Genomic DNA, 22,630 nt, shown 5'->3' on the forward strand with positions numbered 1-22,630 from the left:
CTTTTCATTTGAGATAATGTTGTTGAAAAATAAACATCATCTTAATGCTTGTGAAATTATTAGGCACTATTCCAAACTTTAATATAAACTAATTCTAATATGTATTAATAGAGTATATATATGATTGACACATATACTTGTGTAAAATATAATTACCTTATGGATAACAAAAATAATAATACGCAATATCTTAAAGGTTTATTTGAAATTGCCATTTTAATGATGCTACAGAAAAAAACGATGTATGGCTATGAATTGACGAAAGAATTGAAAGAGAGCAAGTGTTTTTCTATTTCAGATGGTTCAATTTATCCAATATTAAAACGATTGACGGCGAATGATTATGTGGATGTATTTTCAGAAGAATACGAAGGAAGAATTAGAAAGTATTACCGTATTACAGATTTAGGAAAAGCATTAGTAGAAAATAAACTGAAGGAGTTAGAAACAATATTAAACTATTTTGAAGAAATTAAGGGGATGGATTAGACGTGGATAATCACAAGATAAATGACTATATACGTCAACTGGAAATAGAGTTAGAGCCATTACCAAAAAAGGATAGAGACAATCATATCATGGAAGTAAAAGATCATTTATTGCAGTCCGTAACGAATGGCAAATCCGTGGATCAGGTATTAAAAAGTTTTCTCCCAGCTAATGAATTAGCTAAGGAAATTAAAGCAGAGTATCAATACTTGTATAGTGCACCTTCTGCTGAAAATATACCTTCCATTAAACAAAAGAACAGCAAGATATTAAGGAATACAGTAATTGTTTTATTAGGTATAATCATTTTTGCTATATTTGTAGCAATTGCTGTATTTATGGGGAATTCATCAGATAAACCTACTGACACAAATGGAATTGTTGAGTATGAAGAAATCAGAAATTAATAAATAAAAACGAATTATTTAACATTGGGGAATGCTAAATAATTCGTTTTTATTTGTCTTGTGTTAGTTGTTTGAACGATTGCTGAAATTATGACGATTACATGGAAAAATCATAATAACACTAAAATGACCAAGGGCGTCAAGCTAGTGTTTTCCCTTAGGCTATTATTCTAAAAAGTATACATATCCACAAATAATAGAATTAATATGACATTTACGAGAAAATATAGTAAAATAAAATGAATGGTTATTCATTTTACACAAAGGGGGAAGTACGATGTTACAGGGGAAAACGATTATTATTACAGGTGGGTCAAGTGGTATGGGGCTTTATATGGCGAAGCAATTCGTGACAGAAGGGGCAAACGTTGTAATTGTAGGTCGTAACGAAGAGCGATTAGCGGAGGCAAAAGAGTTTATATTAGCAGCAGGCAATACAATCGAAACATTCCAGATGGATGTTCGTATACCAGAACAGGCGCAGGCAATGGTGGAGTTTGCGGTTGAAAAATTTGGTCGAGTGGATGGGCTTGTCAATAATGCTGCTGGTAATTTTATTGTGCGTGCAGAGGATTTGTCGCCAAATGGTTGGAAAGCAGTTGTGGATATCGTCTTAAATGGTACGTTCTATTGCTCGTCTGCTATCGGTAAATATTGGATTGACCAAAAAATTAACGGATCGATTATCAATATGGTGGCGACCTATGCTTGGAATGCAGGTGCAGGTGTAATACATTCGGCAGCTGCAAAAGCTGGTGTACTATCAATGACAAGAACGTTAGCTGTTGAATGGGGCAAACGTTATGGTATACGTGTCAATGCCATTGCGCCAGGGCCAATTGAACGAACGGGGGGAGCAGCAAAACTTTGGGAATCAGAAGCAGCTGCTGCTCGTACAATTGATGCTGTACCACTTGGACGCATCGGTACACCAGAAGAAATAGCGGATCTAGCAACTTTTATGATGTCGGATAAAGCTAGCTATATGAATGGCGAATGTGTCACTTTAGATGGTGGACAGTGGTTAAATCAGTATCCTTTTTAGGATTATTTAGGCAGTCAATGTTGTGAAGTGACCGTTTGCCTTGTTGAAATTCATTGCATAATGAGGAGCGGTGTTGATACATACTAAGGCAAAGAAAGGAGTTTTGCCTATGACTATGTGGTTGATACCGGCTCTTATTGCAATTACAATCATTTCGGTTATTTCATTTGTTTCGACTATGAGAATTGCCAAAATGACATCTGAGCGGGAATCGGAAAAGGATACACCGATTTCAGAAACAGTTGAAGAATATGCAACGATGCTAAACCCAATTGTTTGGGTGTACATCATATTTTTACTTTTTTTAGGAATAATGATTTTTTACTACTGGACTAAAACAGGGTATTAATCAGATTTCAACGAAGTATCACATTTGCTTTGGTTTATGTGATACTTCGTTTTGACATTTGTATAGATTATGTTCCCACAAACTTTAAATTTTATAAGAAGATTTTTTATCATTCTGTTGTCGTTTTAACAAAGCTATTAAATACTCCTTCTTCCTCGATGAAAGGGATTATGACCACTTTCTTCAAAGATTGTTAAGTAAGCATTTGGTATAAGAGAGGCAATTTCTTCAGAAAAAACTAAAGGGCATTTCATTGTGCAAAGCTAATGCACTTCTAATAGCTTCTAAATCTTGGACACTATTTTTAAAACTGACCTCATCGTGTACTGTTGAACCCCTTAAGTTTATTAAATAGACTGTATAGTGTGTAGTAAAAGGTGCAGCAAAAATATTGCCATTACTATTAAACACTGTATATTGATGTGTTATACAGAGTGGCTCACCTTTCCCATTTTAAAATACTCGAAGTTTCCGCGAGGAGTTTCAACCATATTTTGCATCCACATAAAATACCTCCAATGTTATTATTTCATTATAGCGATACAAAAATGTAAAAAATTAGTTTTTTACAACTGTGCAAAGATTTTATAGTCGGTCTTATGCATTAATTTTAGAAAAACGGGGAGAATAAATTAATATTTCATATTGTCTAAAACAAAAATATCCATAATATACATTGTTTATGAAAAACTCTTCTTGACCTTGTCGTGGTCATAGTCGGAAACATTGTGATATGATAAAAGAGAAGGATCCTGTTCTGCAAAGCAAGGACAGAAAAGGAGAAGAAGTTCATGATTTCAACTAACAGCAAAGACTTATTAGCAATGCCAATTAGTGATTTTATTATTTCATCCGAAAAGGTTGCACATGTACAAAGTGGTAATAGTGCTGAGCATGCACTCCTTGTACTGACACGTACAGGGTACTCGTCCATACCTGTATTAGATATGAAATATCGCCTTCAAGGTTTATTGAGCATGAAAATGATTACAGAATCCATTTTAGGTCTCGAACATATTGAATATGAAAAATTACCAAATATTAAAGTAGATACAATAATGGAAAAAGATATAGCCGTTCTCAAGATGACGGATACTTTCCAACGAGCTTTAGATTTGGTTATTAACCATGCGTTTTTATGTGTAATAGATGAAGATGGTACATTTGCAGGGATTTTAACAAGACGCGTTATTTTAAAACAGTTGAAAAAATATATCTATCAAAAAGAGAAGTAGTGTAAGAGGGGACTCAGGTGCAAAATTATGAGGTCCCCCTTTACTTGTATTGGAGGTTTAGGTGATTGATGGCAACAGAGGCGGAAATTTTGAAAGTTTTAGCTGAGGAACGCAATATGCGTAAAGCAGCGGAGCGGTTGTTTTTATCGCAGCCTGCACTTTCACAACGGTTGCAATCGATTGAAAAAGATTGGGGTGCACAGCTGTTTATTCGTTCACAAAAGGGCCTTACAGCAACCCCCGCAGGAGAGCACGTTATAGCGTACGCAACAGATATGCTTGCTAAAAAAGAAGAAATCTTTGAAATGATTCAATCGCTAACAACCAAAGTAAACGGGACATTGAAAATTGCTTGTGCTTCCATTGTCGGGCAAAACTGGCTTCCCAAAATATTAAAAGATTTCGTCACAAAATATCCAGAAGCTAAAATTTCACTTATGACTGGCTGGAGCTCGGAAATTGTCAAAGCTTTATATGAGGGAGAGGCCCATATTGGCATTGTGCGTGGACAGGTGGATTGGAAAGGTGAAAAGATTCATCTTTTCCGCGATACGTTGTACTTAGTAGATCGGGAGTTAAAAACAATTGAAGATGTGCTGACAACTGATCGTCCATTTATTCAATTTAAAAGTGATTCCAATTACTATCAAGAAATACAGCAATGGTGGCAACAGCATTTTGCTTCAAATCCAAGAAGACAAATTTTAGTAGACCAAATTGAAATATGTAAGCAAATGGCGTTAAATGGCATAGGTTATGCTATATTACCATCCATCACACTAAATGAGCATGATGGGGTTAATAAAATTGCGCTGACTAACAATGAAAAAGAATTTGGTTTAACGCGAGATACATGGTTAATAGGCTATGAGTCTTCCTTTGAATTACGGCAAGTGGAAGCATTTGTAGAGGTTGTGCAAGATCATGCCCGATGCCTGTTTGACTATACGAATTAAATATTCCCGTGCTAAAGGGGCTTCGAAGAGTAAAGTGTTAGATTGACTGCATCAATCTAACACTTTTTCGTACATATTTCTTTGGCGTTAGAGAAAATTGTTTGAGTGCCTGGCATCTCCCTAAATCTTAAGAGTTTATGAATATTCATGAAGATATCATAAGAAATGGAACAAAATGCACGAAAAAACGTATAATTATGTAATCATCTAAAAGCAAAGGAAAAGGGGTTGAGTTTTTGAAGAAATTAAATATTACAGTACTAATAGTATTATTAATGCTTGTTATGAGCTACGCTCTGCCTATTTCTGTGGCGAGCGCCGCACCTACTTTAGAGGTACAAGCTAAGACAGGTATTGCAGGAAAGGCGAAATATCAATCAGTTACGCCTTTGCAAGTAACTGTAAAAAATAATGGACCTGATTTTTCAGGAGATATGGCGATTAATGCCTTTAATTCTTTTCAAGCAGGATCAGCACTAGTTGTGCCTATAGATATAGCAGCTGGTGAGGAAAAAACAGTTACACTTTATTTGGACGGCTTAGCTGATTATGGTTATTCCGATGGTGATGTGTTTGCCTTTTATGAGGGCAACATTGAAAAAGGAAAAAAAGTTGCTTATAAAGGAACAAAGCGGTTGCAGGCTAATTTTTCAGAGCCAAATTCAACATTTATATATACGTTAACAGAGAAAAGCGACCGTTTATCTGCCTATTTAAAGTTACCGCAACTTTTTCCATCCAATAGTGTAGAAGTATTTAACTTAAATCAATTAAAAGACTACACATTACCTGAGGTTGCACAAGGCTATGCAATGGCAAATATTATTGCAGTCGATGAGGTTGCGATAGCTGATTTAACGCAAAAACAGCAGGAAGCATTATTAAAATGGGTGCAAGATGGCGGTACATTATTGCTTGGCAGCTCTGAACAAATCAATGCAACTGCAGGCATTTTTAAAGAATACTTGCCACTTACATTATCCCAACAAATGACGACTGTATCAGCAGATAGTTTAACGAAATTATCGGGAGGCGGTATTTTCACACAAGCAATTTCTGTCTATACAGCAACTGAAAATGAAGGCAGTATCCCTGTTTTAAAAGACAATACTAATATTCTAGCTGCTAAGAAAAAGGTTGGTAGTGGAGAAATTGTCCAAACAACTTTTTCATTAGGAGACCAGCCATTAGCATCTATGGACGGCTATGCGGCATTAACAGCGAAAATGTTCGACCTTCAAACAATGTCTCAGCAAACAGGGATGCAAGGTCAATCTACAATGGATCAGCTTTCTAGCGAGTTAGGTAGTATTAACGAGTTATTCCCATCATTCGAAGTGTCCGTTAGCTATATGCTTATCGTAATTATTCTTTATATTTTAGTAATTGGTCCAATCCTTTACTTTGTTTTAAAGAGAGTGGATAAACGAGAGCATGCATGGTGGGTTATTCCTACGATTTCAGTGGTACTGTCAATTGTACTATTTGTTTTCGGCGCAAAAGATCGTATTGTGCAGCCACAAGTTCAACAATCAGCATTCTTTAAAGTAAATGAAGACAGTAGCGTGAATGGTTATTATGTAGAATCAATTTTAACAAATCGCAGTGGTGATTTTGTTGTCAATGCTGATAAAGATACGACTGCAGTAGCGTTCCGCAATAATTATAATCTTACTGGTTCAATGGGCGCGTTACATGAATCGTCATATATTAAGGAACATGCCAATGGATCCGCATTAACTTTACGCGATTTAAGTTATTGGTCTGTCCAATCTTTTGGGGGGAAAACAGCCGCTCAAAAGATTGGCAAAATGGATATTGATATTACATTGAAAAATGAAAAATTGTCTGGGACAGTAAAAAATAATTTCCCGTTTGCTTTGAAGGATGTCACGATTATATCGGGTACAAAAGAAGTGAAACTTGGTGATATTGAACCGAATGCTACACTGAAGGTGGACAAAGAGCTGAAAACAACAGTTCTTCAAAAGCCAACACACTTTAATAATTATAATTATAACTATCCAAAGACGAAGGAAGAAGTTGACCCATTACGTATTGAGCGTATGAAGTCGCAAGCCCTGCTATTAGTAGAAAGTGAGAAACAACCTGTCATTACAGCTTGGGCAGAGCAAGCAATTGTAGGAGTAGAACTTGAAACAAGTGTCAACATGTCACCTATTTCTTACTTCGTACAGCCATTCGATGGAAAAGTTGAAATGTCAGGTCCATTTACGTTAAAACGTAATAACTTTTCATATAATTTGAACGCACAATCGCCAAATGCCACTTTCGATAAAATGGATGAGCAATTAAATACTTGGTACATGTCAGAAGGTTTATATGAATTGTCGATAGAGATGCCAGACCATTTTATGGACTTTGTTCAAACCTTAGATGAACTTACAATTTCGAATAAAGATGTTCAACGAATGCAGTTATCTATTTGGAATAACAAAACGGGCAACTATGAACCATTGGTTGATACGAAGCAGGTATTTTCAAATGATATTACGCAATATTTCAATGATAAGGGTAAGCTGCTGTTGGAGATTAAATTTGGACCAGATCAAACAGGCGAGCAGACAAAATTACCTGAAATAGAGCTGAAAGGAGTGGCGAAGCAATGATTGAGATTCGCGATTTAACGAAAAAATACGGCTCTTTCACAGCACTAGATCATTTAAATCTGTCACTGGAGGAAGGTGTAGTATTTGGCTTTGTAGGGGCTAATGGTGCCGGGAAATCGACAACGTTTTCGATTTTAGCTACATTGCTATCCCCAACTTCAGGCGATGCATTGATCAATGGAAAAAGTGTGATTAAGGAACCGAAGGAAGTTCGGAAACAAATCGGCTATATGCCAGATTTCTTTGGTGTGTACGATCAACTTAAAGTAGATGAGTATTTAGATTTTTATGGGGCGAGCTATGGCATTGTCGCGCAGGAGCGCAAAGTGCTTATACCGCAGTTACTAGAGCTAGTTAATTTAACGAATAAACGTTTTGAATATGTAGATTTACTATCGCGTGGGATGAAGCAACGCCTTTGTTTAGCACGAGCTCTTATCCATGATCCAAAGGTCTTAATTTTGGATGAACCTGCTTCAGGCCTAGATCCACGCGCACGAGTAGAAATGCGAGATATTTTAAGGAATTTAAAATCCATGGGGAAAACCATTTTAATCTCCTCGCATATTTTGCCAGAGCTAGCGGAAATGTGTGATGAAATCGGCGTTATTGATAATGGGAAATTGATTGCACATGGCAATGTTGCTTCCATTCAAGCTCAGCTACAAGGTGAAAAGCGAATAGTTATCAAAGTATCGGATCGTTTACAAGAGGTACGCACATTTTTAGAGGAAGATCCATTAATTTCTTCAATAGATGTCATGGACAATCGTTTAGAAATTGCTTTTAACTATCGCGGTTCAGATCAGGAACAAATAGTACTACTGAAAAAAGCGATGCTTGCAGATTTACCAATTTATGCATTGAGCGAGGAAGAAAAAGATTTAGAGGATGTCTTTATGGCGATTACGAAGGGAGCGGACAGTCAATGATGGAAAGATTTTATAATCCCGTCCTTGTAAAAGAATTGAAGTTACGCTTCCGTTCTTTTAAAAGTTTTTCTGGTTTAATGTTTTATTTAGCGGTAATTTGTATTTTTATTGCAGGTTTCTTACTGCTGACAACAGAATTTACGGGCAAAGGGTTTTTTAGACCTGATACAAGTTTTATGATGTTTGCCGTACTAACAATATTGCAAATGGCACTCGTTCTTTTCATTACACCGAGTTTAACTGCTGGGGCAATTAGTAGTGAACGAGAAAAGCAAACGTTAAATATTTTATTAACAACAACACAAAGCTCGACACAAATTATTATTGGGAAATTATTATCTTCGGTAGCATTTTTAGTATTGATGTTAGTCGCAGGGCTACCATTGTATAGTTTAGTCTTTCTATTTGGTGGGGTATCACCTTTCCAACTAATTTCAATCTTTTTATTTTACCTATTAACAGTTGTTGCAATCGGTAGCGTTGGGGTTATGTTTTCAACAATTACGAAGAAAACGATTGTTGCTATGATTGCTACTTATGGTTCCATCATTTTCTTAGGAGGAATTACAGCATTTTTCTTCTTCCTATCAATGGCATTCCATCAAATGGGCAATACGATTGCCACAAGCTCGTCCTTTATGACGTACTTCTGGGCTTCGATTAATCCAGGTGCATTAATGCTTACGCTTATTTCACCCTCTATGGGAGATGCTTTAGCAGAGCTAAGTGGCATTGATATACCGGTATGGATAACTTACTTACTAATTTATGTTTTGATTATTGTGTTAAGTTTAACCATTGCGATTAAGAAATTGCGTGCCAATATGAAAAGTAATCGATGAGGAGGAAACAGCATGGAGCGTCGGAAGCAATTACGAAAATATATTCAGCGTGCACAACACAGTTTAACTTTTGAGAGAAGCCTACCTATTGCACAATACGGGTTGTTTTTAGCATTGCTTTCGAGTGCTTCCCTTGTCCTAGTATCAAGATTATTTATTTGGCCTTATTATCGTCAGATTGCTCTAGTTGTCTTTATAGTTGGCCTACTTGCTACAGTCATAATGATGTGGTGGCGACGTGTCAATGAAAAGGAAGCATTGTATGCACTCGACTATTATTTTTCACATAATGAACTTGTAACGGCACTGTCTTTTAAAAACGACGAAGATCCACTGATCCAATCTTTACTTGCGAAAGCGATTCAAAAGTCAGAGCAAGCATTTGCTCAGTTTAAAGCAAGAAAGAAAAATTTGTTTCGACCTAAAGCATTTATCGGCCTTTTTGCCACAGCTATTGTTTTAGCAATTCTTTATATGTTCCCAGCGGCAACGCAAATTGAAGCGATTGAAGTGGAAAAAGAAAAGGCTGTGATTGAGGACATAAAAAAAGAAGTGGCGAAGTTAGAAAAAAAAGCTGAGACAAAAGAAGTGAAAGAGCAGCTAAAAGAATTACAAAATACGTTAAAAGAAACGCAAACAGCGGAAGAAGCATTACGTGAAGTCGTGAAAAAGCAGAAGGAATTAGCTTTAAAAGAACAGCAATTAAAAGATAAGCAGACAGCGAGTAAAGATGGTGCTGGCGATAAAAACGCTTTATCACAAGAGGAACTCGAACAGTTGAAAGAGCTTGCACAAATGCAGCAACAGCTTACACAAAGTGCAAATACAACACAAACAGCGATGAGCAACTTAGGAAAACCAGCAAGTAATACATTACAAAATGCCATTGCAAGTGCAAATAGCACAAATAATAATCAGCAAAACAGTACAAATTCGAATCAACAATCTTCTGGAAACGCACAACCTAGTAACCAACAAGGTCAAAACAATTCCCAGCAAGCTACTGGTAATGGCCAGTCACAAGGAAAGCAATCAGGACAGGGACAAGGTCAAGGACAAGGACAAGGCCAAGGCCAAGGTCAAGGTCAAGGTCAAGGCCAAGGTCAAGGTCAAGGCCAAGGTCAAGGTCAAGGCCAAGGTCAAGGCCAAGGTCAAGGAAGTGGTTCTGGTCAAGGAAAGGGTGCGGGGCGTGGCCAAGGAAGCCGAGATTTATTGACTACACCAAGGCTTGGCGGTTCTAGCGAAACGACTGTCGATAGTGGGCAATTAGGAGACGGTTCGCATGTTTCCGAGCAACAAGGCAATGGACCGATTACAAAAGGTACCATTAGACCGTATGATGAAGTGATTGGCTCCTATAAAGATAGCTATTTAGAAAGCTCACAGCGTTTACAATTGCCGAAGGATTTACAAAACGTCGTGCAATCTTATTTCACGACAATTGAGTCGCAGTAGGAGGAGAAAAAATGGCATTTACAGAACAACAATATGTCGAAACGGGTACGAAATTACAACAAGTAAAAGATGAAATTCATCGCTTTATTGTTGGACAAGAGGAAGCAATTGATTACACATTATATGCAGTCCTTGCAGATGGCCATGCACTGTTAGAGGGGCTTCCTGGTTTAGGGAAAACAATGCTTATTCGGACTATCTCTGAAGTGCTAGATTTATCGTTCTCACGTATTCAATTTACCCCAGATTTAATGCCCGCTGATATTACAGGAACAAGTATGATTGAGCGAACAGCAGATGGAAGGCAGCAGTTTACATTCCAGCCAGGACCAATTTTTAGTCAAATGGTTTTAGCAGATGAAATTAACCGTGCTACACCTAAAACGCAAAGTGCGTTGCTTGAAGCGATGGGGGAAAAAACGGTAACGATTTTAGGAGATACGAAGAAAATGGCAAAACCATTTTTCGTCTTGGCAACACAAAACCCAATTGAAATGGAGGGTACATATCCTTTACCAGAAGCGCAAATGGACCGTTTCCTGTGCAAAATTCTCGTCCCATATCCAGAGAAAAATGAACTAATGGAAATTATGAAACGTACAACAGGTGCGCTCGAAGTCAGCTTGCAAAAAGTGTTGGATACTGATGAACTAATTTTGGCACAACAAATGGTGAAGGAAGTACTAATTGCTGATGAGATGCTTGAGTTTGCAGCAGACCTTGTAGTGGCAACACATCCTGAAAAAGAAGAGGCTATAGATGAAGTAAAGCGCTATGTGATGTATGGTAGCGGTCCGCGTGGCTTACAAAGCTTGATTAAATTGGCAAAAGCTAGAGCACTGATGAGTGGACGTTTTCATGTATCTGTTGGGGATATTAAGTCAGTGGCGAAGCCCGTCTTACGTCACCGAATGCTGCTGAATTATGAAGGGGAGGCTTCAGGTAAGACAGCAGATGATGTGATAGATGTTATTTTAGAGAAAGTCCAACAAGGCGTAAGTCGATGACAAAAAATATTTTGCCCGAGGATTGGTTAGCGAAAATAAGTCGTTTCCAAGTGGCGACTGCCTCCAAATTGCGTGGCCAGCATAAAGGCTCGCATCGTTCGCAGCGCTTCGGGGCATCCCTCGATTTCTCTGATTTTCGGGAATATCATTTAGGTGATGATGTGCGACAAGTAGATTGGAACGTCTATGCGAGAACCGATAAATATTTTATTAAACGTTTTTTAGATGAACAAGAAATGCGGGTGCATATTTTATTGGATGCAACAAAATCAATGGGTGAGCAAGTCAAATGGACATTTGCTCGGCAAATTGTTGCATCACTTGGTTTAATGGTACTTGGTCGTGATGATCGCTTATCATTTTCTTATGTGCAAGATGACGTGAAACCTCCATTTCGTCGTAAAGGGGCTATGTATCGTCGCGCATTTTTGCAAGTTGTTACCGATATAGAAGAAGCCAACTATACAGCAAGCTTTTCTCAAGGGGCATTAAAGGCTATACCAAAAGATAGCACAGTGTTATTTATCGTAACAGATGGGCTTGAACCGATCGAAGAATGGGAACAGTTATTGAAAAGATTGCCTCGTTTTGCAGGAGATGTCCGCATTATACAAGTTGTCACAGAAGAAGAACTTCATCCGCAATATGCGGGAGATGTTCGTTTAGTGGATAGTGAAACAGGGCGTGATGTCAATGTCACGATGTCATCAAAAGTACTAGATACGTATGACACAAGGCGTCGCCTGCATGAAGAAGAGTTTGAAGCCATTTGCCGTCGTTTTGCTGTGCGTAAACTGCAGCTTAAGGTGGAAGACGGTTTGCAACATGCAATCTTTCAACAATTACTAAAAGCACATTGGATTAGGTGAGGTGAGCCGTTTTGGGCTTTAGTCAAATTATTTTTAGCTGGACGGCCATCTTCCCGGTCATTGTCCTGCTCTATTATTTCTTTCGAAAAAAATATACGGATCAACCTGTGTCCTCAACACTTTTTTGGTCAGAAATTATGCAAGAAACAAGAGTTTCTCCATATTTAAAGCATTTACAAAAAAATGCTTTACTGTATTTGCAATTGCTGGCATTACTTTTATTAGTGTTAGCACTTATCAACCCATATATGAAAAAAAGTACGATTGTGGGTGCTCAGACGATTTTTATCGTGGATACATCAGCTACAATGTTAGCAGGGAAAGAGCAATCTACATTTGATGCCCATAAAAAAGAAATGCAATCATTGGTAGAACAACTTAACGGTCGACCTGTTACATTAATTACAACTGGCAATTCTCCACAAGCAGTGTTACAGCAAGAAACAAATGTAAAAACGATTGAAAAAACTATACAAGATTTACATGTAACATATGAAACTGCCCAAATGAATAAAGCGCTTGATGTGGCACAAGCTTTTGTTGGTGATAGTCAAACGTCAATTTATGTTTTCACAGATGCACTTGATAAAAAGCAATTACCGATGGAAAAGGAATCTGTGAAATGGCTTGTACACGGTTCTGCAAAAGATTTAACTAATGTTGCTATTACGCGCTTTGCTGCGACGACAGATGGTAAATCTACGATGGCGTTAGTGCAGCTTCAAAATGATACCGATAAAGAGCAAAAGCTAACACTTACACTACAAAATAGTAAAGGCGATGTACTAATAGACGAGCCTATTTCTTTGGCAGCAAACGAAGCAATGTCTAAATCATTTAAAGATTTACCATTAATGGATACGGTGACAGCTAAAATTGATGTCAAAGATGATTATGCGATTGATAATATCCAATCAGTCGTGTTACAAACGGCTACATCGAATATTGTAGTCGATCAAAACATGCATCAGCTTATTCAAAAAGGGTTTCAAGCTATTAATGGCAACGTAAAAATTGTACCGCCCTTGCAGCTGGCGGATAATCAAGGAGCTACCATTGTAACGAACCAAACATCATTACTTCAAAAGATGGAGAGACCCATTGTATTATTTGGACGGGATGATATTGAAAAAGTAGACGTTAATGGTGAAGTAAAAACAACAAGCGATGCTTTATTTGCATTTAGTGAGTTAAATGATATTTATGTCAGTGCTTTATATCCTCCATTTGATGATTATAAAACAATCGCCACAGTTGGAGAAAAACCATTTATCCAACGAACACCTGAAGGGGATATTATCGTCCTTGCTGATATTGCAGATACAGATTGGCCACTCTATCCATCGTTTCCGTTATTTTTATGGAGTGTGGAACAGCAATTATCTGAATCGGTAGGTTCCCTTGGGATTTTTGCACCAAATGAGCAACGTTCAGTCGCGTTATCACAGGGTGATTGGAGTGTTTATTCTCAAGATGATGAATTTTTATCGACTATTACAAATGGCTTACTAACTGCTCCAATGAAGCCAGGTATGTATACAGCTCGCTCAAACAGTGAGGAAAAGCGTCTTATAGTGCAACTACAAGCACAGGAACGTGTAATAGAAGAAGGAACAAGCTATACGCTTGGAGAGCTTCAGCAAAATGGCAAGGAAGAAGTTTCGAAAGCTTCGTTTGTACCTTGGCTAATACTCATTATTTTAAGTTTGCTTGTCGCAGAGTGGGAGGTGCAACGACGTCGTGGATTTACGAATTGATACGCCATTAGCGTTATTGTTATTACTGCCATTGTTTATGTATTTTGGATGGACTTATTGGCGAGAGCGCATGCACCTGAAAAAAAGTCATCTAGTCGTACTGGGCATTCGAGTAATAGCCATCGTCTGTTTAGTCTTTGCATTGGCAGCACCTTATCTGTTATTACCAGTAAAGGACGAGCAAGTTTTATATTTAGTTGACCGCTCTGCTTCGATGAATCGTACAGAGGCAGAAATCGTTAGTTTTATAGAGGAAAGTTTGAAATCGAAAAAGGAAGATCAACTTGCAGGGATTTACTCATTTTCATCAACTCTCCAAACGGAAGCGATTTTATCAAAATCCTTAAAAGATGTTCCGAAATTTACTGAGGTTAAGGGAACAGACCAAACAAATATAGAGCAAAGTCTTCAGCTTGCAACAGGTATTGTTGATCCGAAAAAGGCAACTAGACTTGTATTACTAACAGATGCCAATGAAACACAAGGCAATGCGTTAGAATTTGCCACGAAGCTAAAAGGCTCCAATATTAGTGTAGATGTCGTGCCGTTCCATCAAAGTGTGACGAATGATGTATCATTGAAAAGCTTTGTTACCCCACAAATAGCTTACGTAGGTGAACAGCAACAGCTTGTGACGGAAGTCAATGCCACAGCGGCAGGGCAAGGTGAATTATTACTGTATGAAAATGACGAACTTATTCATCGTGAGTCTGTGGAACTTGCTCAAGGTGCCAATGTTTTTACTTATAAACATACAGCAACTGCAGAGGGGCTTGTGAAATATGAGGCGCTCGTGCAAGTTGGACAGGATGCCATTTTTGAAAATAATAAATTAACAAGTGTGACGATGGTACAAAGCGAGCCGCATTTACTTATTGTCAATGGTTACGATACGACATCACCAATTGCTGCAGCTCTAGGACCGAATTCTATTTCCTATGATGTTGTGGATGCAGCAAGCTTACCAAACGAACTGTCTAGCTATTTGCAATATAACGCGATTATTTTTGATAATGTACCTGGACACTTAGTTGGAGAGGCGAAGATGAGCGTTATTGAACAGGCAGTCAAAAACTTTGGTGTTGGCTTTACGATGGTCGGCGGTGAAAATAGCTTCGGCTTGGGTGGTTATTTTAAAACACCGATTGAAACATTATTACCTGTTGAGATGGAGATAAAAGGCAAAGAACAATTGCCATCTTTAGGGCTTGTCATTGTACTCGACCGTTCAGGAAGTATGTATGGCTCTAAGCTAGAGCTTGCCAAAGAAGCGGCGGCTCGATCCGTTGAAATGCTACGAGATGAAGATACGCTAGGATTTATCGCCTTTGATGATCGCCCTTGGGAAATCATCGAAACTGGACCATTAGGCAATAAAGAAGAAGCCGTCGATACGATTTTATCGGTTACTCCTGGTGGAGGTACGGAAATTTATAGTTCATTGGCTGCAGCCTATGATAGTTTAGCTGATTTAAAGTTGCAAAGGAAACATATTATTTTACTTACAGATGGTCAATCACAAGCTGGCAATTATGAGGATTTAATTGAAACGGGGAAAGAACAAGGAATTACACTGTCAACCGTGGCGATTGGACAAGATGCTGATGGCAATCTACTACAATCGTTAAGTGAAATGGGCAGTGGTCGTTTCTATGATGTCATCGATGAACAGACAATTCCTTCGATTTTATCACGTGAGACAGCAATGATTTCACGTACGTATATAGAAGACAATCCTTTTTATCCGACAATCTACAATGCATCTGGCTGGAATGCATTATTTGCGAATGGTGTACCACAAATGAATGCCTACATTGGTACAACAGCGAAGCAGGGAGCCGCTGTTATAGCAGAAAGTGAGAAAGAAGACCCGGTATTAGCACAATGGCAATACGGACTTGGTAAAACATTTGCTTTCACATCCGATTCAACAGGGAAATGGGCTGGTGACTGGGCAAGATGGCAGGAATGGGGAACATTTTGGCAAACCATTATATCGCAAATGCTACCAAGTTATAATGATGTGGCCTATGATGTACGTCTTGATACAGATGGTTCATTTATTATTACCGATCCGACAAATGAAGCAGCATTTTTAGACATTGTTGCTGTCGATGAAGCTGGTGAGGAGCTTGATATACAGCTTGAAACGCTATCTGCCTCGCAAGTACGTGCGGTTGTCCAAGCGAAGCCAGGTTTGATTTTTTTCCGCATCGCTGATGAAGAGCAGGCCATTTACCAAGCAGGTCTTAGTGTACCTTACAGCGCGGAATATGCATTACGTCCTGTGAATGAAACCATTGTAGAGCAACTAACAAAGCTAACAGGTGGTTCAATATTGAAAGAACCACAAGAAGTGTTCCGTGAATTCACAAACAAAGGAGCAGAGCGCCAAAATATTGCCACATGGCTACTATTAGCAGGGATGTTGCTATTCTTCTTGGATATTACGATTCGACGTTTTGGTTGGCGCTTTATAACAAGCCGCAAACAAAAAGGAAAGCCTATAGAAGAAACAGCCGTGCAGGTGGAAAACACCAATGTTGCGCAGTTATTAAAAGGCATGAAAAAACGCTCTTAATAGAACGATGGCACATTGCGAAAAAAGCATGTGCCATCGTTTTTGTATGAACATAGCTACTTAGTAATAAGAATAGACGGTGCAGTTTTCCGAAGACTGCTCGCGATGATAATGCCGAGACATGCCCCAATCAAACTAGATGTGAAAAAGGCGGGCATAAAAAATAATGCAGCTACTGATGTTCCCATAAATAATTGCGCATAAGGTACAGCGAATAGTGAAGCAAGGATACCTGTGCCGAATACTTCACCAACTCCTGCTAGCCATTTTTTGCCGCTATATTTATAAGCAAAAGCAGCACACGCTGCACCGATGACACTTCCGGGGATCGCTAAAAGAGAGCCCGTGCCTGTTAGTATGCGAATAATGGCTGTTAACAAAGCAACGATAATGGTAGGCACAGGCCCTAGTAAAATGGCACCGATGACGTTAATGGCATGTTGTACAGGATAGGCACGAGCAATCCCAGTTGGAATCGAGACAAAAATGGAGCCTGCTACAGCAATAGCGACCAATAAAGCCATGATAGTTAGTTTATAAATAGACATAAGTAGTTCCTCCTTTATTAATAAAACATGAAATTACATATGAATGACAAAAAGACCGCTTCCTCTAAACAAAAGGAAGCGGTCTTGTATGTGATAATGACAATAAGCAAGAGTCGCCACTTCCCTCCGCTAGTGTGAACTAGATCAGGTTCAAAGGGTCCGTATATGACCATATACGTCTCAGCCTTGTAAAGACTCCCCTAGTGGTAAAAATGATATTCAATTATTACTAATAAATGGTATAACTAACACCTATATTAGTCAATGTTATTTCACTCTATTTTGATTCAGGTTGCATTAGATGTGGCGCCTTTTTTAATGTCCAAATAAGTGCTAGGAAGAAGCAGGCCATTAAAATAATTGCCCCAAAAATATAAGGGCTATTCATATTCCAATCAAAAAGAATGCCTGCTAGTGCCGGTCCAATCATATTGCCAAGGCTCATATACGCATTATTAAGACCAGCGGCAAAGCCTTGTTCATTTTCGGCCAGTTTAGAAATTAACGTGTTAACGGCAGGGCGAATCAGTGTAGTAGCTGTTGAGAAAATCGTTGCGACAATTAATATAAGTGCAAAGCCAGATACAAATAATATGGCATAAATCGATACAGCTGCAATAAATAAATTGACTAACACAACTTTCATTTCGCCAAAACGTTTAAAGAGTGGTGTAATGACAAACATTTGAACAATAACACCAAATGCACCACCTACAGTCAGCAAGATAGCAATATCGGCAGGCGTGTAATTAAACTTGTCTGTTACAAATAATGATAATGTTGTTTGGAAATTTGCGATTCCAAACGAGAATACTAGCATAATAATAAGCATGACAAAGTATGGCATTTTGACTGAACGTACCATCTGTTTTGCAAGATTTTCTTGTTTTTGAGCTTTCTGTGCTGCAGTGGGCTTTGTAGAAGGCAGTAAATACAATGATAAAATAGAAGCAATAATAGCCGCTCCACCAGCCGTAAAGAATGGAAAATGCAAGCTAACTTTCGATAGAAACCCGCCAATACCTGGTCCAATCATAAAACCAAGAGACATGGCAGCACCTAACATGCCCATTCCTTTTCCTCGTTCTTCATATGTTGTGACATCTGCCACAAACGCCATAATAGGCGGTGCAACAAAGGCTGAACCTAAACCACCTAAGAAACGGGCAACAAAAAGCATCCATACATCTGTAGATAATCCAAATGAAATTTGCCCAAGGCCGGTTACAATCAGACCAAAGATAATCAAATTTTTTCGACCATATCGATCCGAAAGATTCCCAGCAATTGGAGAAAATACGAATTGTGCTAAGGCGAACGTTGCAATTAGCATACCAAGAACTTGTCCTGCTGCTCCAAATATTTTTAAATACTCTGGCATAACAGGAATAATAATCCCAATACTCCCCATTGCGATAAACATATTAAACATTAAAATATACAACGCGGCCTTATTAGACTTCTGCTGGGTCATCGAATACCCCCCTTTATTTACTATTAAAACATTACTAAAGTCTATCATAAAGAAATAATGCTTGGCTATCAGATTATAGTCGTAGGTGGCTGGTGTGATTATCGATACAAGGCGACAGAATTAAGAAAATCGCCACTAAACAGCCATGAATCGCCACAAAGAAAATAAGTATCGCTACTAACCCCCCATAAATCGCCACTAACTGCCGTAGCAGACATCAACAGTCCATCAAAAAAGTGTTAGATTGATGGCACTCAATCTAACACTTCTTCTATTTCGTATTTATCGAATACTCATTTTAAATTCTAAAAATAATTCATTGTATTTCCCTAAATAATCGGGTCCTAGGTTTTTATAGACTTCTAACGTTTTGCGTTGTTCTTCTGAAGGGTAGAAGCGCTCATCAGCAATAACTTCTTTATCCATTAAGCTCATTGCCGCAGTATTTGGCGTAGAGTAGCCTACATAATCAGCATTTTGAGCTCCAGATTCGGCATTTAACATAAAGTTAATGAAAGCATGTGCGCCATCAATATTTTTCGAAGTTTTCGGGATCACCATATTATCAAACCACAAGTTCGAACCTTCTTCTGGCACAGCAAAGTCTAAATCTTCATTTTCTGATAGCATATCTGCGGCTTGACCAGACCAAGTGAGTGCGATGGCTGCTTCGTTATTAATCATGAGCGGTGTAATTTCATCACCAATAATCGCTTTGACGTTTGGTGCGAGTGTAATCAGTTTGTCTGTAGCCTGACGTAGCTCTTGGTCGTCTAACGAGTTCAGGGAGTGTCCAAGACTGTTCAAACCCATACCAATGACTTCACGTGCACCGTCTACTAAAAAGACTTTACGTTTTAAAGAAGGATCCCATAAGTCTTGCCATGAAGAGAAATCTAAGTCACCGACTAAATCCGGATTATAGACAATGCCAACTGTGCCCCAAAAATAAGGAACAGAGTATTTATTGTTATCATCAAATGGCAAATCTAAAAAGTAAGGGTCGATATTTTTAAAGTTCGGGATCTTTGTTTTATCTAAAGGAAGTAATAAATGTTCTTCCTTCATCTTTTCAATCATGTATTCAGATGGTACTGCAATATCGTACGCTGTCCCACCTTGTTTAATTTTCGTCATCATAGCCTCATTGGAGTCAAATGTTTCGTAAATGACATGGATGCCCGTTTCTTTTTCAAATTGCTTTAGCAAATCGGGATCTATATATTCGCCCCAGTTAAAAATAGTTAATGTATCTTTTCCGCTTTTACCACCGGTAGCACTCATTGCATCAGCCGCGTACATTAACAGGGCGGAGACGACAAGTATGGCGATGGTAGCTTGAATTAAAGACTTCATTGTTGTCCCTCCGTTCTTTTACTTGTACGACTAGTGAAGAAATAATAGCCGACTACTACTAAAATTGTAACGAAGAATACTAAACCAGAAATGGCGTTCACTGTAAGAGAAATACCAGCACGTGCCATCGAGTAAATTTCAACAGATAAAGTACTAAAGCCATTTCCTGTCACGAAAAATGTTACAGCAAAGTCATCTAGTGAATACGTTAAAGCGAGAAAGAAACCAGCAAAAATCCCTGGTTGGATATACGGTAAAATAACGCGCATCATAACATCTTTTTTCGTGGCGCCAAGATCTAAAGCCGCATCAATTAATGATTTATTCATCTCTAATAATTTCGGTAAAACCATCAGTACGACAATAGGCACACTAAACGCGACATGGGCTAATAATACTGAAGCGAAGCCTAGTTTAATGCCCACCATTGTAAATAAAATTAAAAAGCTTGCACCGATAATAACATCTGGACTAACGATTAATACATTATTTAAGGAAAGCAGGGTATTGCGCATTTTCGAATCTTTTACTGTAACGATACCGATTGCGCCAAGTGTGCCAATAATTGTGGAAATTAGTGCAGAAAGCAAAGCCACAATCACCGTATTGATTAAAATAACGAGTAATCGAGAATCCTCGAATACCGCTTTATAATGATCCAATGTGAAGGATTGGAAGTTTGTCATGGAATCCCCACTATTGAATGAGTAAAAGACTAAGTAAAAAATAGGAGCATACAGGACGATAAAAACAATCGCTAAATACACTTTTGCAGATGTTGACAGTTTGCTCATCGCACGCGACCTCCTTTATCCTTTTGACCTGTAATGAACATGATGATTACCATAAATAAAATTAAAAATACGGCAATTGTTGAACCCATGCCCCAATTTTGCGTTACAAGGAATTGTTGCTCTATTGCTGTACCGAGCGTAATAACGCGGTTTCCTGCAATTAAGCGCGTAATCATGAAAAGTGATAAAGCAGGGATGAAAACAACTTGAATTCCTGATTTAACGCCATCCATTGTTAGTGGCAGTACAACGCGACGGAATGTTGTAAAGGCAGAAGCGCCTAAGTCACGCGCTGCATAGACAAGAGTTGGGTTAAGACGATCCAACGAGTTGAAAATTGGTAAAATCATAAAGGGTATAAAAATATAAACGGATACGAAGACAAAGCTCATATCAGTAAATAGCATTTGCTTCGGATCGAAGCCAAATACTTCAATGGCTGCATTGATAGGACCATATAAACCGAATATCCCTATAAACGCATATGTTTTTAACAAGAGATTAATCCACGAAGGAATAATAATTAGCAATAGCCATAGCTGTTTGTGTTTGGTCTTCGTTAAAAAATAAGCTGTTGGGTATGAAATCAGCAATGTAAAGAATGTGATTAAAAACGCATACCAAAACGAACTAAGGGTCATTTTTAAATAGACAGATGTAAAAAATGCTTTGTAGTTATTGAGCGTAAAATTGCCATGTAAATCTAGTAGGGAGTAGTAAACAACGAGGGCAATCGGCGCAATAACAAATAGTGCAATCCATAAAACGTATGGAAATAACGTTGATTTCGAAGTTTTAGTTTGCATCTTCGTCATCTCCATAGGATTCTAGACGTTTATCGAACTCTTCCTCAGTTTCATTTAGGCGCATTACATGAATGGCTTCTGGATCAAAGTCTAAACCTATTTCTGTCCCTACTTCAGCTTTCTTCAATGAATGGACAAGCCACTCATTACCAGCTTTATCGTAAGTGGAGAGCTCATAATGGACTCCACGGAATAATTGTGTATCAACTTTAACAATTAGTTTTCCTTTGTCGACTGTTGTAATTTCCAAATCTTCTGGACGAATAACAATATCGATTTTTTCATTTGGTTTCATTCCTTGGTCAACACATTCAAACACTTTCCCAGCAAACTCCACTTTAAAATCTTCTATCATCACGCCGTTAACAATATTGGATTCTCCGATAAAGTCGGCAACAAAACGGTTAATGGGTTCATCATAAATATCTACTGGTGTACCTGATTGTTGAATTTGCCCTTCGCTTAATACAAATATTTCATCACTCATGGCAAGTGCCTCTTCTTGGTCGTGTGTCACAAATACAAATGTTTTACCAAGTCGTTGTTGTAATTCACGTAGTTCATACTGCATTTCTGTACGAAGTTTTAAATCAAGCGCGGAAAGGGGCTCGTCGAGTAAAATAACTTCTGGATCATTAACAATAGCTCGTGCAATCGCAACACGTTGACGCTGACCACCTGACATTTCAGAAATTTCTCGATTGCCATAGCCGGCTAAGTTGACAAATTTTAGCGCTTCTCCGACACGTTCTTTAATGTTGTTTTCAGGAAGTTTTTTGATACGTAATCCAAATGCTACATTTTCAAAAACATTTAGATGTGGAAATAACGCATAATCCTGAAATACTGTGTTAACTTGGCGCTCATTGGCTGGAACAGTGTTGATTTTTTTATCGTGGAAAAACACATCGCCTGTAGTGGGCTCTGTGAAACCAGCAATAATGCGTAATATCGTTGTTTTACCGCAACCTGACGGACCAAGCAACGTATAGAACTTTCCTTTTTCAAGCTCTAAGTTAATATTTTTTAGGACGACTGTGCCGTCACTATATGATTTTGATACATTTTCAAAGCGGATAATAGAATTTGTTGTCATTG

The 22,630-nt window shown here is 38.3% G+C and carries 20 protein-coding genes and 1 riboswitch; of the genes, 14 read left to right on the forward strand and 6 right to left on the reverse strand.

What is annotated here, in order from left to right:
• Positions 1-120 precede the first annotated feature (120 nt).
• From MKY08_RS03655 to MKY08_RS03720, 14 genes are all read left to right on the forward strand, one after another.
• Positions 121-489, forward strand: coding sequence for a PadR family transcriptional regulator (locus MKY08_RS03655; protein ID WP_081327896.1), 369 nt, complete (start codon positions 121-123; stop codon positions 487-489).
• A 2-nt stretch (positions 490-491) separates the two neighbouring features.
• Positions 492-896 (forward strand): DUF1700 domain-containing protein, encoded by a 405-nt coding sequence (locus tag MKY08_RS03660; protein WP_069510417.1) that lies wholly within the window; start codon positions 492-494, stop codon positions 894-896.
• A 277-nt stretch (positions 897-1,173) separates the two neighbouring features.
• Positions 1,174-1,941 (forward strand): 2,4-dienoyl-CoA reductase, encoded by a 768-nt coding sequence (fadH, locus tag MKY08_RS03665; RefSeq protein ID WP_069510415.1) that lies wholly within the window; start codon positions 1,174-1,176, stop codon positions 1,939-1,941.
• Positions 1,942-2,050: 109 nt separating this feature from the next.
• Positions 2,051-2,290 carry a short-chain dehydrogenase gene (locus tag MKY08_RS03670; protein WP_069510413.1) on the forward strand — a complete coding sequence of 80 codons (240 nt, stop codon included), beginning with the start codon at positions 2,051-2,053 and terminating at the stop codon, positions 2,288-2,290.
• Between the two features lie 791 nt (positions 2,291-3,081).
• A complete protein-coding gene (gene cbpB, locus MKY08_RS03675) occupies positions 3,082-3,525 on the forward strand; it encodes a cyclic-di-AMP-binding protein CbpB (protein ID WP_025218716.1) in 444 nt (147 codons plus the stop codon).
• A gap of 68 nt (positions 3,526-3,593) precedes the next feature.
• Positions 3,594-4,481 (forward strand): LysR family transcriptional regulator, encoded by an 888-nt coding sequence (locus MKY08_RS03680; RefSeq protein WP_069510411.1) that lies wholly within the window; start codon positions 3,594-3,596, stop codon positions 4,479-4,481.
• A 236-nt stretch (positions 4,482-4,717) separates the two neighbouring features.
• Positions 4,718-7,111: a hypothetical protein gene (locus MKY08_RS03685; protein ID WP_069510409.1), complete on the forward strand. Its 2,394-nt coding sequence runs from the start codon at positions 4,718-4,720 to the stop codon at positions 7,109-7,111.
• Entirely contained in the window at positions 7,108-8,043 is a 936-nt protein-coding gene (locus tag MKY08_RS03690) for an ABC transporter ATP-binding protein (protein WP_069510407.1), read from the forward strand. Before MKY08_RS03685 ends, MKY08_RS03690 begins: the two co-directional genes overlap by 4 nt.
• Positions 8,040-8,885, forward strand: coding sequence for an ABC transporter permease (locus MKY08_RS03695; protein ID WP_069510405.1), 846 nt, complete (start codon positions 8,040-8,042; stop codon positions 8,883-8,885). Before MKY08_RS03690 ends, MKY08_RS03695 begins: the two co-directional genes overlap by 4 nt.
• 12 nt (positions 8,886-8,897) lie before the next feature.
• Positions 8,898-10,340 carry a hypothetical protein gene (locus tag MKY08_RS03700; RefSeq protein ID WP_069510403.1) on the forward strand — a complete coding sequence of 481 codons (1,443 nt, stop codon included), beginning with the start codon at positions 8,898-8,900 and terminating at the stop codon, positions 10,338-10,340.
• Between the two features lie 11 nt (positions 10,341-10,351).
• A complete protein-coding gene (locus MKY08_RS03705; RefSeq protein ID WP_069510401.1) occupies positions 10,352-11,347 on the forward strand; it encodes a MoxR family ATPase in 996 nt (331 codons plus the stop codon).
• On the forward strand, positions 11,344-12,216 hold the full coding sequence (locus MKY08_RS03710) for a DUF58 domain-containing protein (protein WP_069510399.1): 873 nt from the start codon (positions 11,344-11,346) through the stop codon (positions 12,214-12,216). Before MKY08_RS03705 ends, MKY08_RS03710 begins: the two co-directional genes overlap by 4 nt.
• Before the next feature lie 11 nt (positions 12,217-12,227).
• Positions 12,228-13,973, forward strand: a complete 1,746-nt coding sequence (locus MKY08_RS03715; RefSeq protein WP_069510397.1) for a VWA domain-containing protein — start codon at positions 12,228-12,230, stop codon at positions 13,971-13,973.
• Entirely contained in the window at positions 13,957-16,554 is a 2,598-nt protein-coding gene (locus MKY08_RS03720) for a VWA domain-containing protein (protein ID WP_069510395.1), read from the forward strand. Before MKY08_RS03715 ends, MKY08_RS03720 begins: the two co-directional genes overlap by 17 nt.
• A gap of 56 nt (positions 16,555-16,610) precedes the next feature.
• On the opposite strand, the gene thiW is transcribed toward MKY08_RS03720, so the two are convergent.
• The 6 genes from thiW to MKY08_RS03750 form a co-directional block, all read right to left on the reverse strand.
• Positions 16,611-17,102, reverse strand: coding sequence for an energy coupling factor transporter S component ThiW (gene thiW / locus MKY08_RS03725; RefSeq protein WP_069510393.1), 492 nt, complete (start codon positions 17,100-17,102; stop codon positions 16,611-16,613).
• Positions 17,103-17,206: 104 nt separating this feature from the next.
• A riboswitch (TPP riboswitch) is annotated at positions 17,207-17,314 on the reverse strand.
• Positions 17,315-17,379: 65 nt separating this feature from the next.
• Positions 17,380-18,576, reverse strand: coding sequence for an MFS transporter (locus MKY08_RS03730; RefSeq protein WP_069510391.1), 1,197 nt, complete (start codon positions 18,574-18,576; stop codon positions 17,380-17,382).
• A 282-nt stretch (positions 18,577-18,858) separates the two neighbouring features.
• A complete protein-coding gene (locus MKY08_RS03735) occupies positions 18,859-19,932 on the reverse strand; it encodes an ABC transporter substrate-binding protein (RefSeq protein WP_069510389.1) in 1,074 nt (357 codons plus the stop codon).
• The gene (locus MKY08_RS03740) at positions 19,929-20,726 is read right to left on the reverse strand and encodes an ABC transporter permease (protein WP_069510386.1); all 798 of its coding nucleotides are present in this window, start codon (positions 20,724-20,726) and stop codon (positions 19,929-19,931) included. The genes MKY08_RS03735 and MKY08_RS03740 overlap by 4 nt, the downstream gene beginning before the upstream one ends.
• Positions 20,723-21,532 (reverse strand): ABC transporter permease, encoded by an 810-nt coding sequence (locus MKY08_RS03745; protein WP_069510384.1) that lies wholly within the window; start codon positions 21,530-21,532, stop codon positions 20,723-20,725. Before MKY08_RS03745 ends, MKY08_RS03740 begins: the two co-directional genes overlap by 4 nt.
• Positions 21,522-22,628, reverse strand: coding sequence for an ABC transporter ATP-binding protein (locus MKY08_RS03750; protein WP_024362224.1), 1,107 nt, complete (start codon positions 22,626-22,628; stop codon positions 21,522-21,524). Before MKY08_RS03750 ends, MKY08_RS03745 begins: the two co-directional genes overlap by 11 nt.
• Positions 22,629-22,630: the final 2 nt, after the last annotated feature.

Origin of the sequence: Lysinibacillus sp. FSL M8-0337 (assembly GCF_038593855.1) — a bacterium.
Lineage (GTDB): Bacteria > Bacillota > Bacilli > Bacillales_A > Planococcaceae > Lysinibacillus > Lysinibacillus sphaericus_D.

What these genes read in the sequence shown, in the direction of transcription:
- MKY08_RS03655 (WP_081327896.1), top strand. Translation starts at nt 121, where the DNA reads ATGATTGACACATATACTTGTGTAAAATATAATTACCTTATGGATAAC.
- fadH (WP_069510415.1), top strand. Translation starts at nt 1,174, where the DNA reads ATGTTACAGGGGAAAACGATTATTATTACAGGTGGGTCAAGTGGTATG.
- MKY08_RS03670 (WP_069510413.1), top strand. Translation starts at nt 2,051, where the DNA reads ATGACTATGTGGTTGATACCGGCTCTTATTGCAATTACAATCATTTCG.
- cbpB (WP_025218716.1), top strand. Translation starts at nt 3,082, where the DNA reads ATGATTTCAACTAACAGCAAAGACTTATTAGCAATGCCAATTAGTGAT.
- MKY08_RS03680 (WP_069510411.1), top strand. Translation starts at nt 3,594, where the DNA reads ATGGCAACAGAGGCGGAAATTTTGAAAGTTTTAGCTGAGGAACGCAAT.
- MKY08_RS03690 (WP_069510407.1), top strand. Translation starts at nt 7,108, where the DNA reads ATGATTGAGATTCGCGATTTAACGAAAAAATACGGCTCTTTCACAGCA.
- MKY08_RS03695 (WP_069510405.1), top strand. Translation starts at nt 8,040, where the DNA reads ATGATGGAAAGATTTTATAATCCCGTCCTTGTAAAAGAATTGAAGTTA.
- MKY08_RS03700 (WP_069510403.1), top strand. Translation starts at nt 8,898, where the DNA reads ATGGAGCGTCGGAAGCAATTACGAAAATATATTCAGCGTGCACAACAC.
- MKY08_RS03705 (WP_069510401.1), top strand. Translation starts at nt 10,352, where the DNA reads ATGGCATTTACAGAACAACAATATGTCGAAACGGGTACGAAATTACAA.
- MKY08_RS03710 (WP_069510399.1), top strand. Translation starts at nt 11,344, where the DNA reads ATGACAAAAAATATTTTGCCCGAGGATTGGTTAGCGAAAATAAGTCGT.
- thiW (WP_069510393.1), bottom strand. Translation starts at nt 17,102, where the DNA reads ATGTCTATTTATAAACTAACTATCATGGCTTTATTGGTCGCTATTGCT.
- MKY08_RS03730 (WP_069510391.1), bottom strand. Translation starts at nt 18,576, where the DNA reads ATGACCCAGCAGAAGTCTAATAAGGCCGCGTTGTATATTTTAATGTTT.
- MKY08_RS03735 (WP_069510389.1), bottom strand. Translation starts at nt 19,932, where the DNA reads ATGAAGTCTTTAATTCAAGCTACCATCGCCATACTTGTCGTCTCCGCC.
- MKY08_RS03740 (WP_069510386.1), bottom strand. Translation starts at nt 20,726, where the DNA reads ATGAGCAAACTGTCAACATCTGCAAAAGTGTATTTAGCGATTGTTTTT.
- MKY08_RS03745 (WP_069510384.1), bottom strand. Translation starts at nt 21,532, where the DNA reads ATGCAAACTAAAACTTCGAAATCAACGTTATTTCCATACGTTTTATGG.
- MKY08_RS03750 (WP_024362224.1), bottom strand. Translation starts at nt 22,628, where the DNA reads ATGACAACAAATTCTATTATCCGCTTTGAAAATGTATCAAAATCATAT.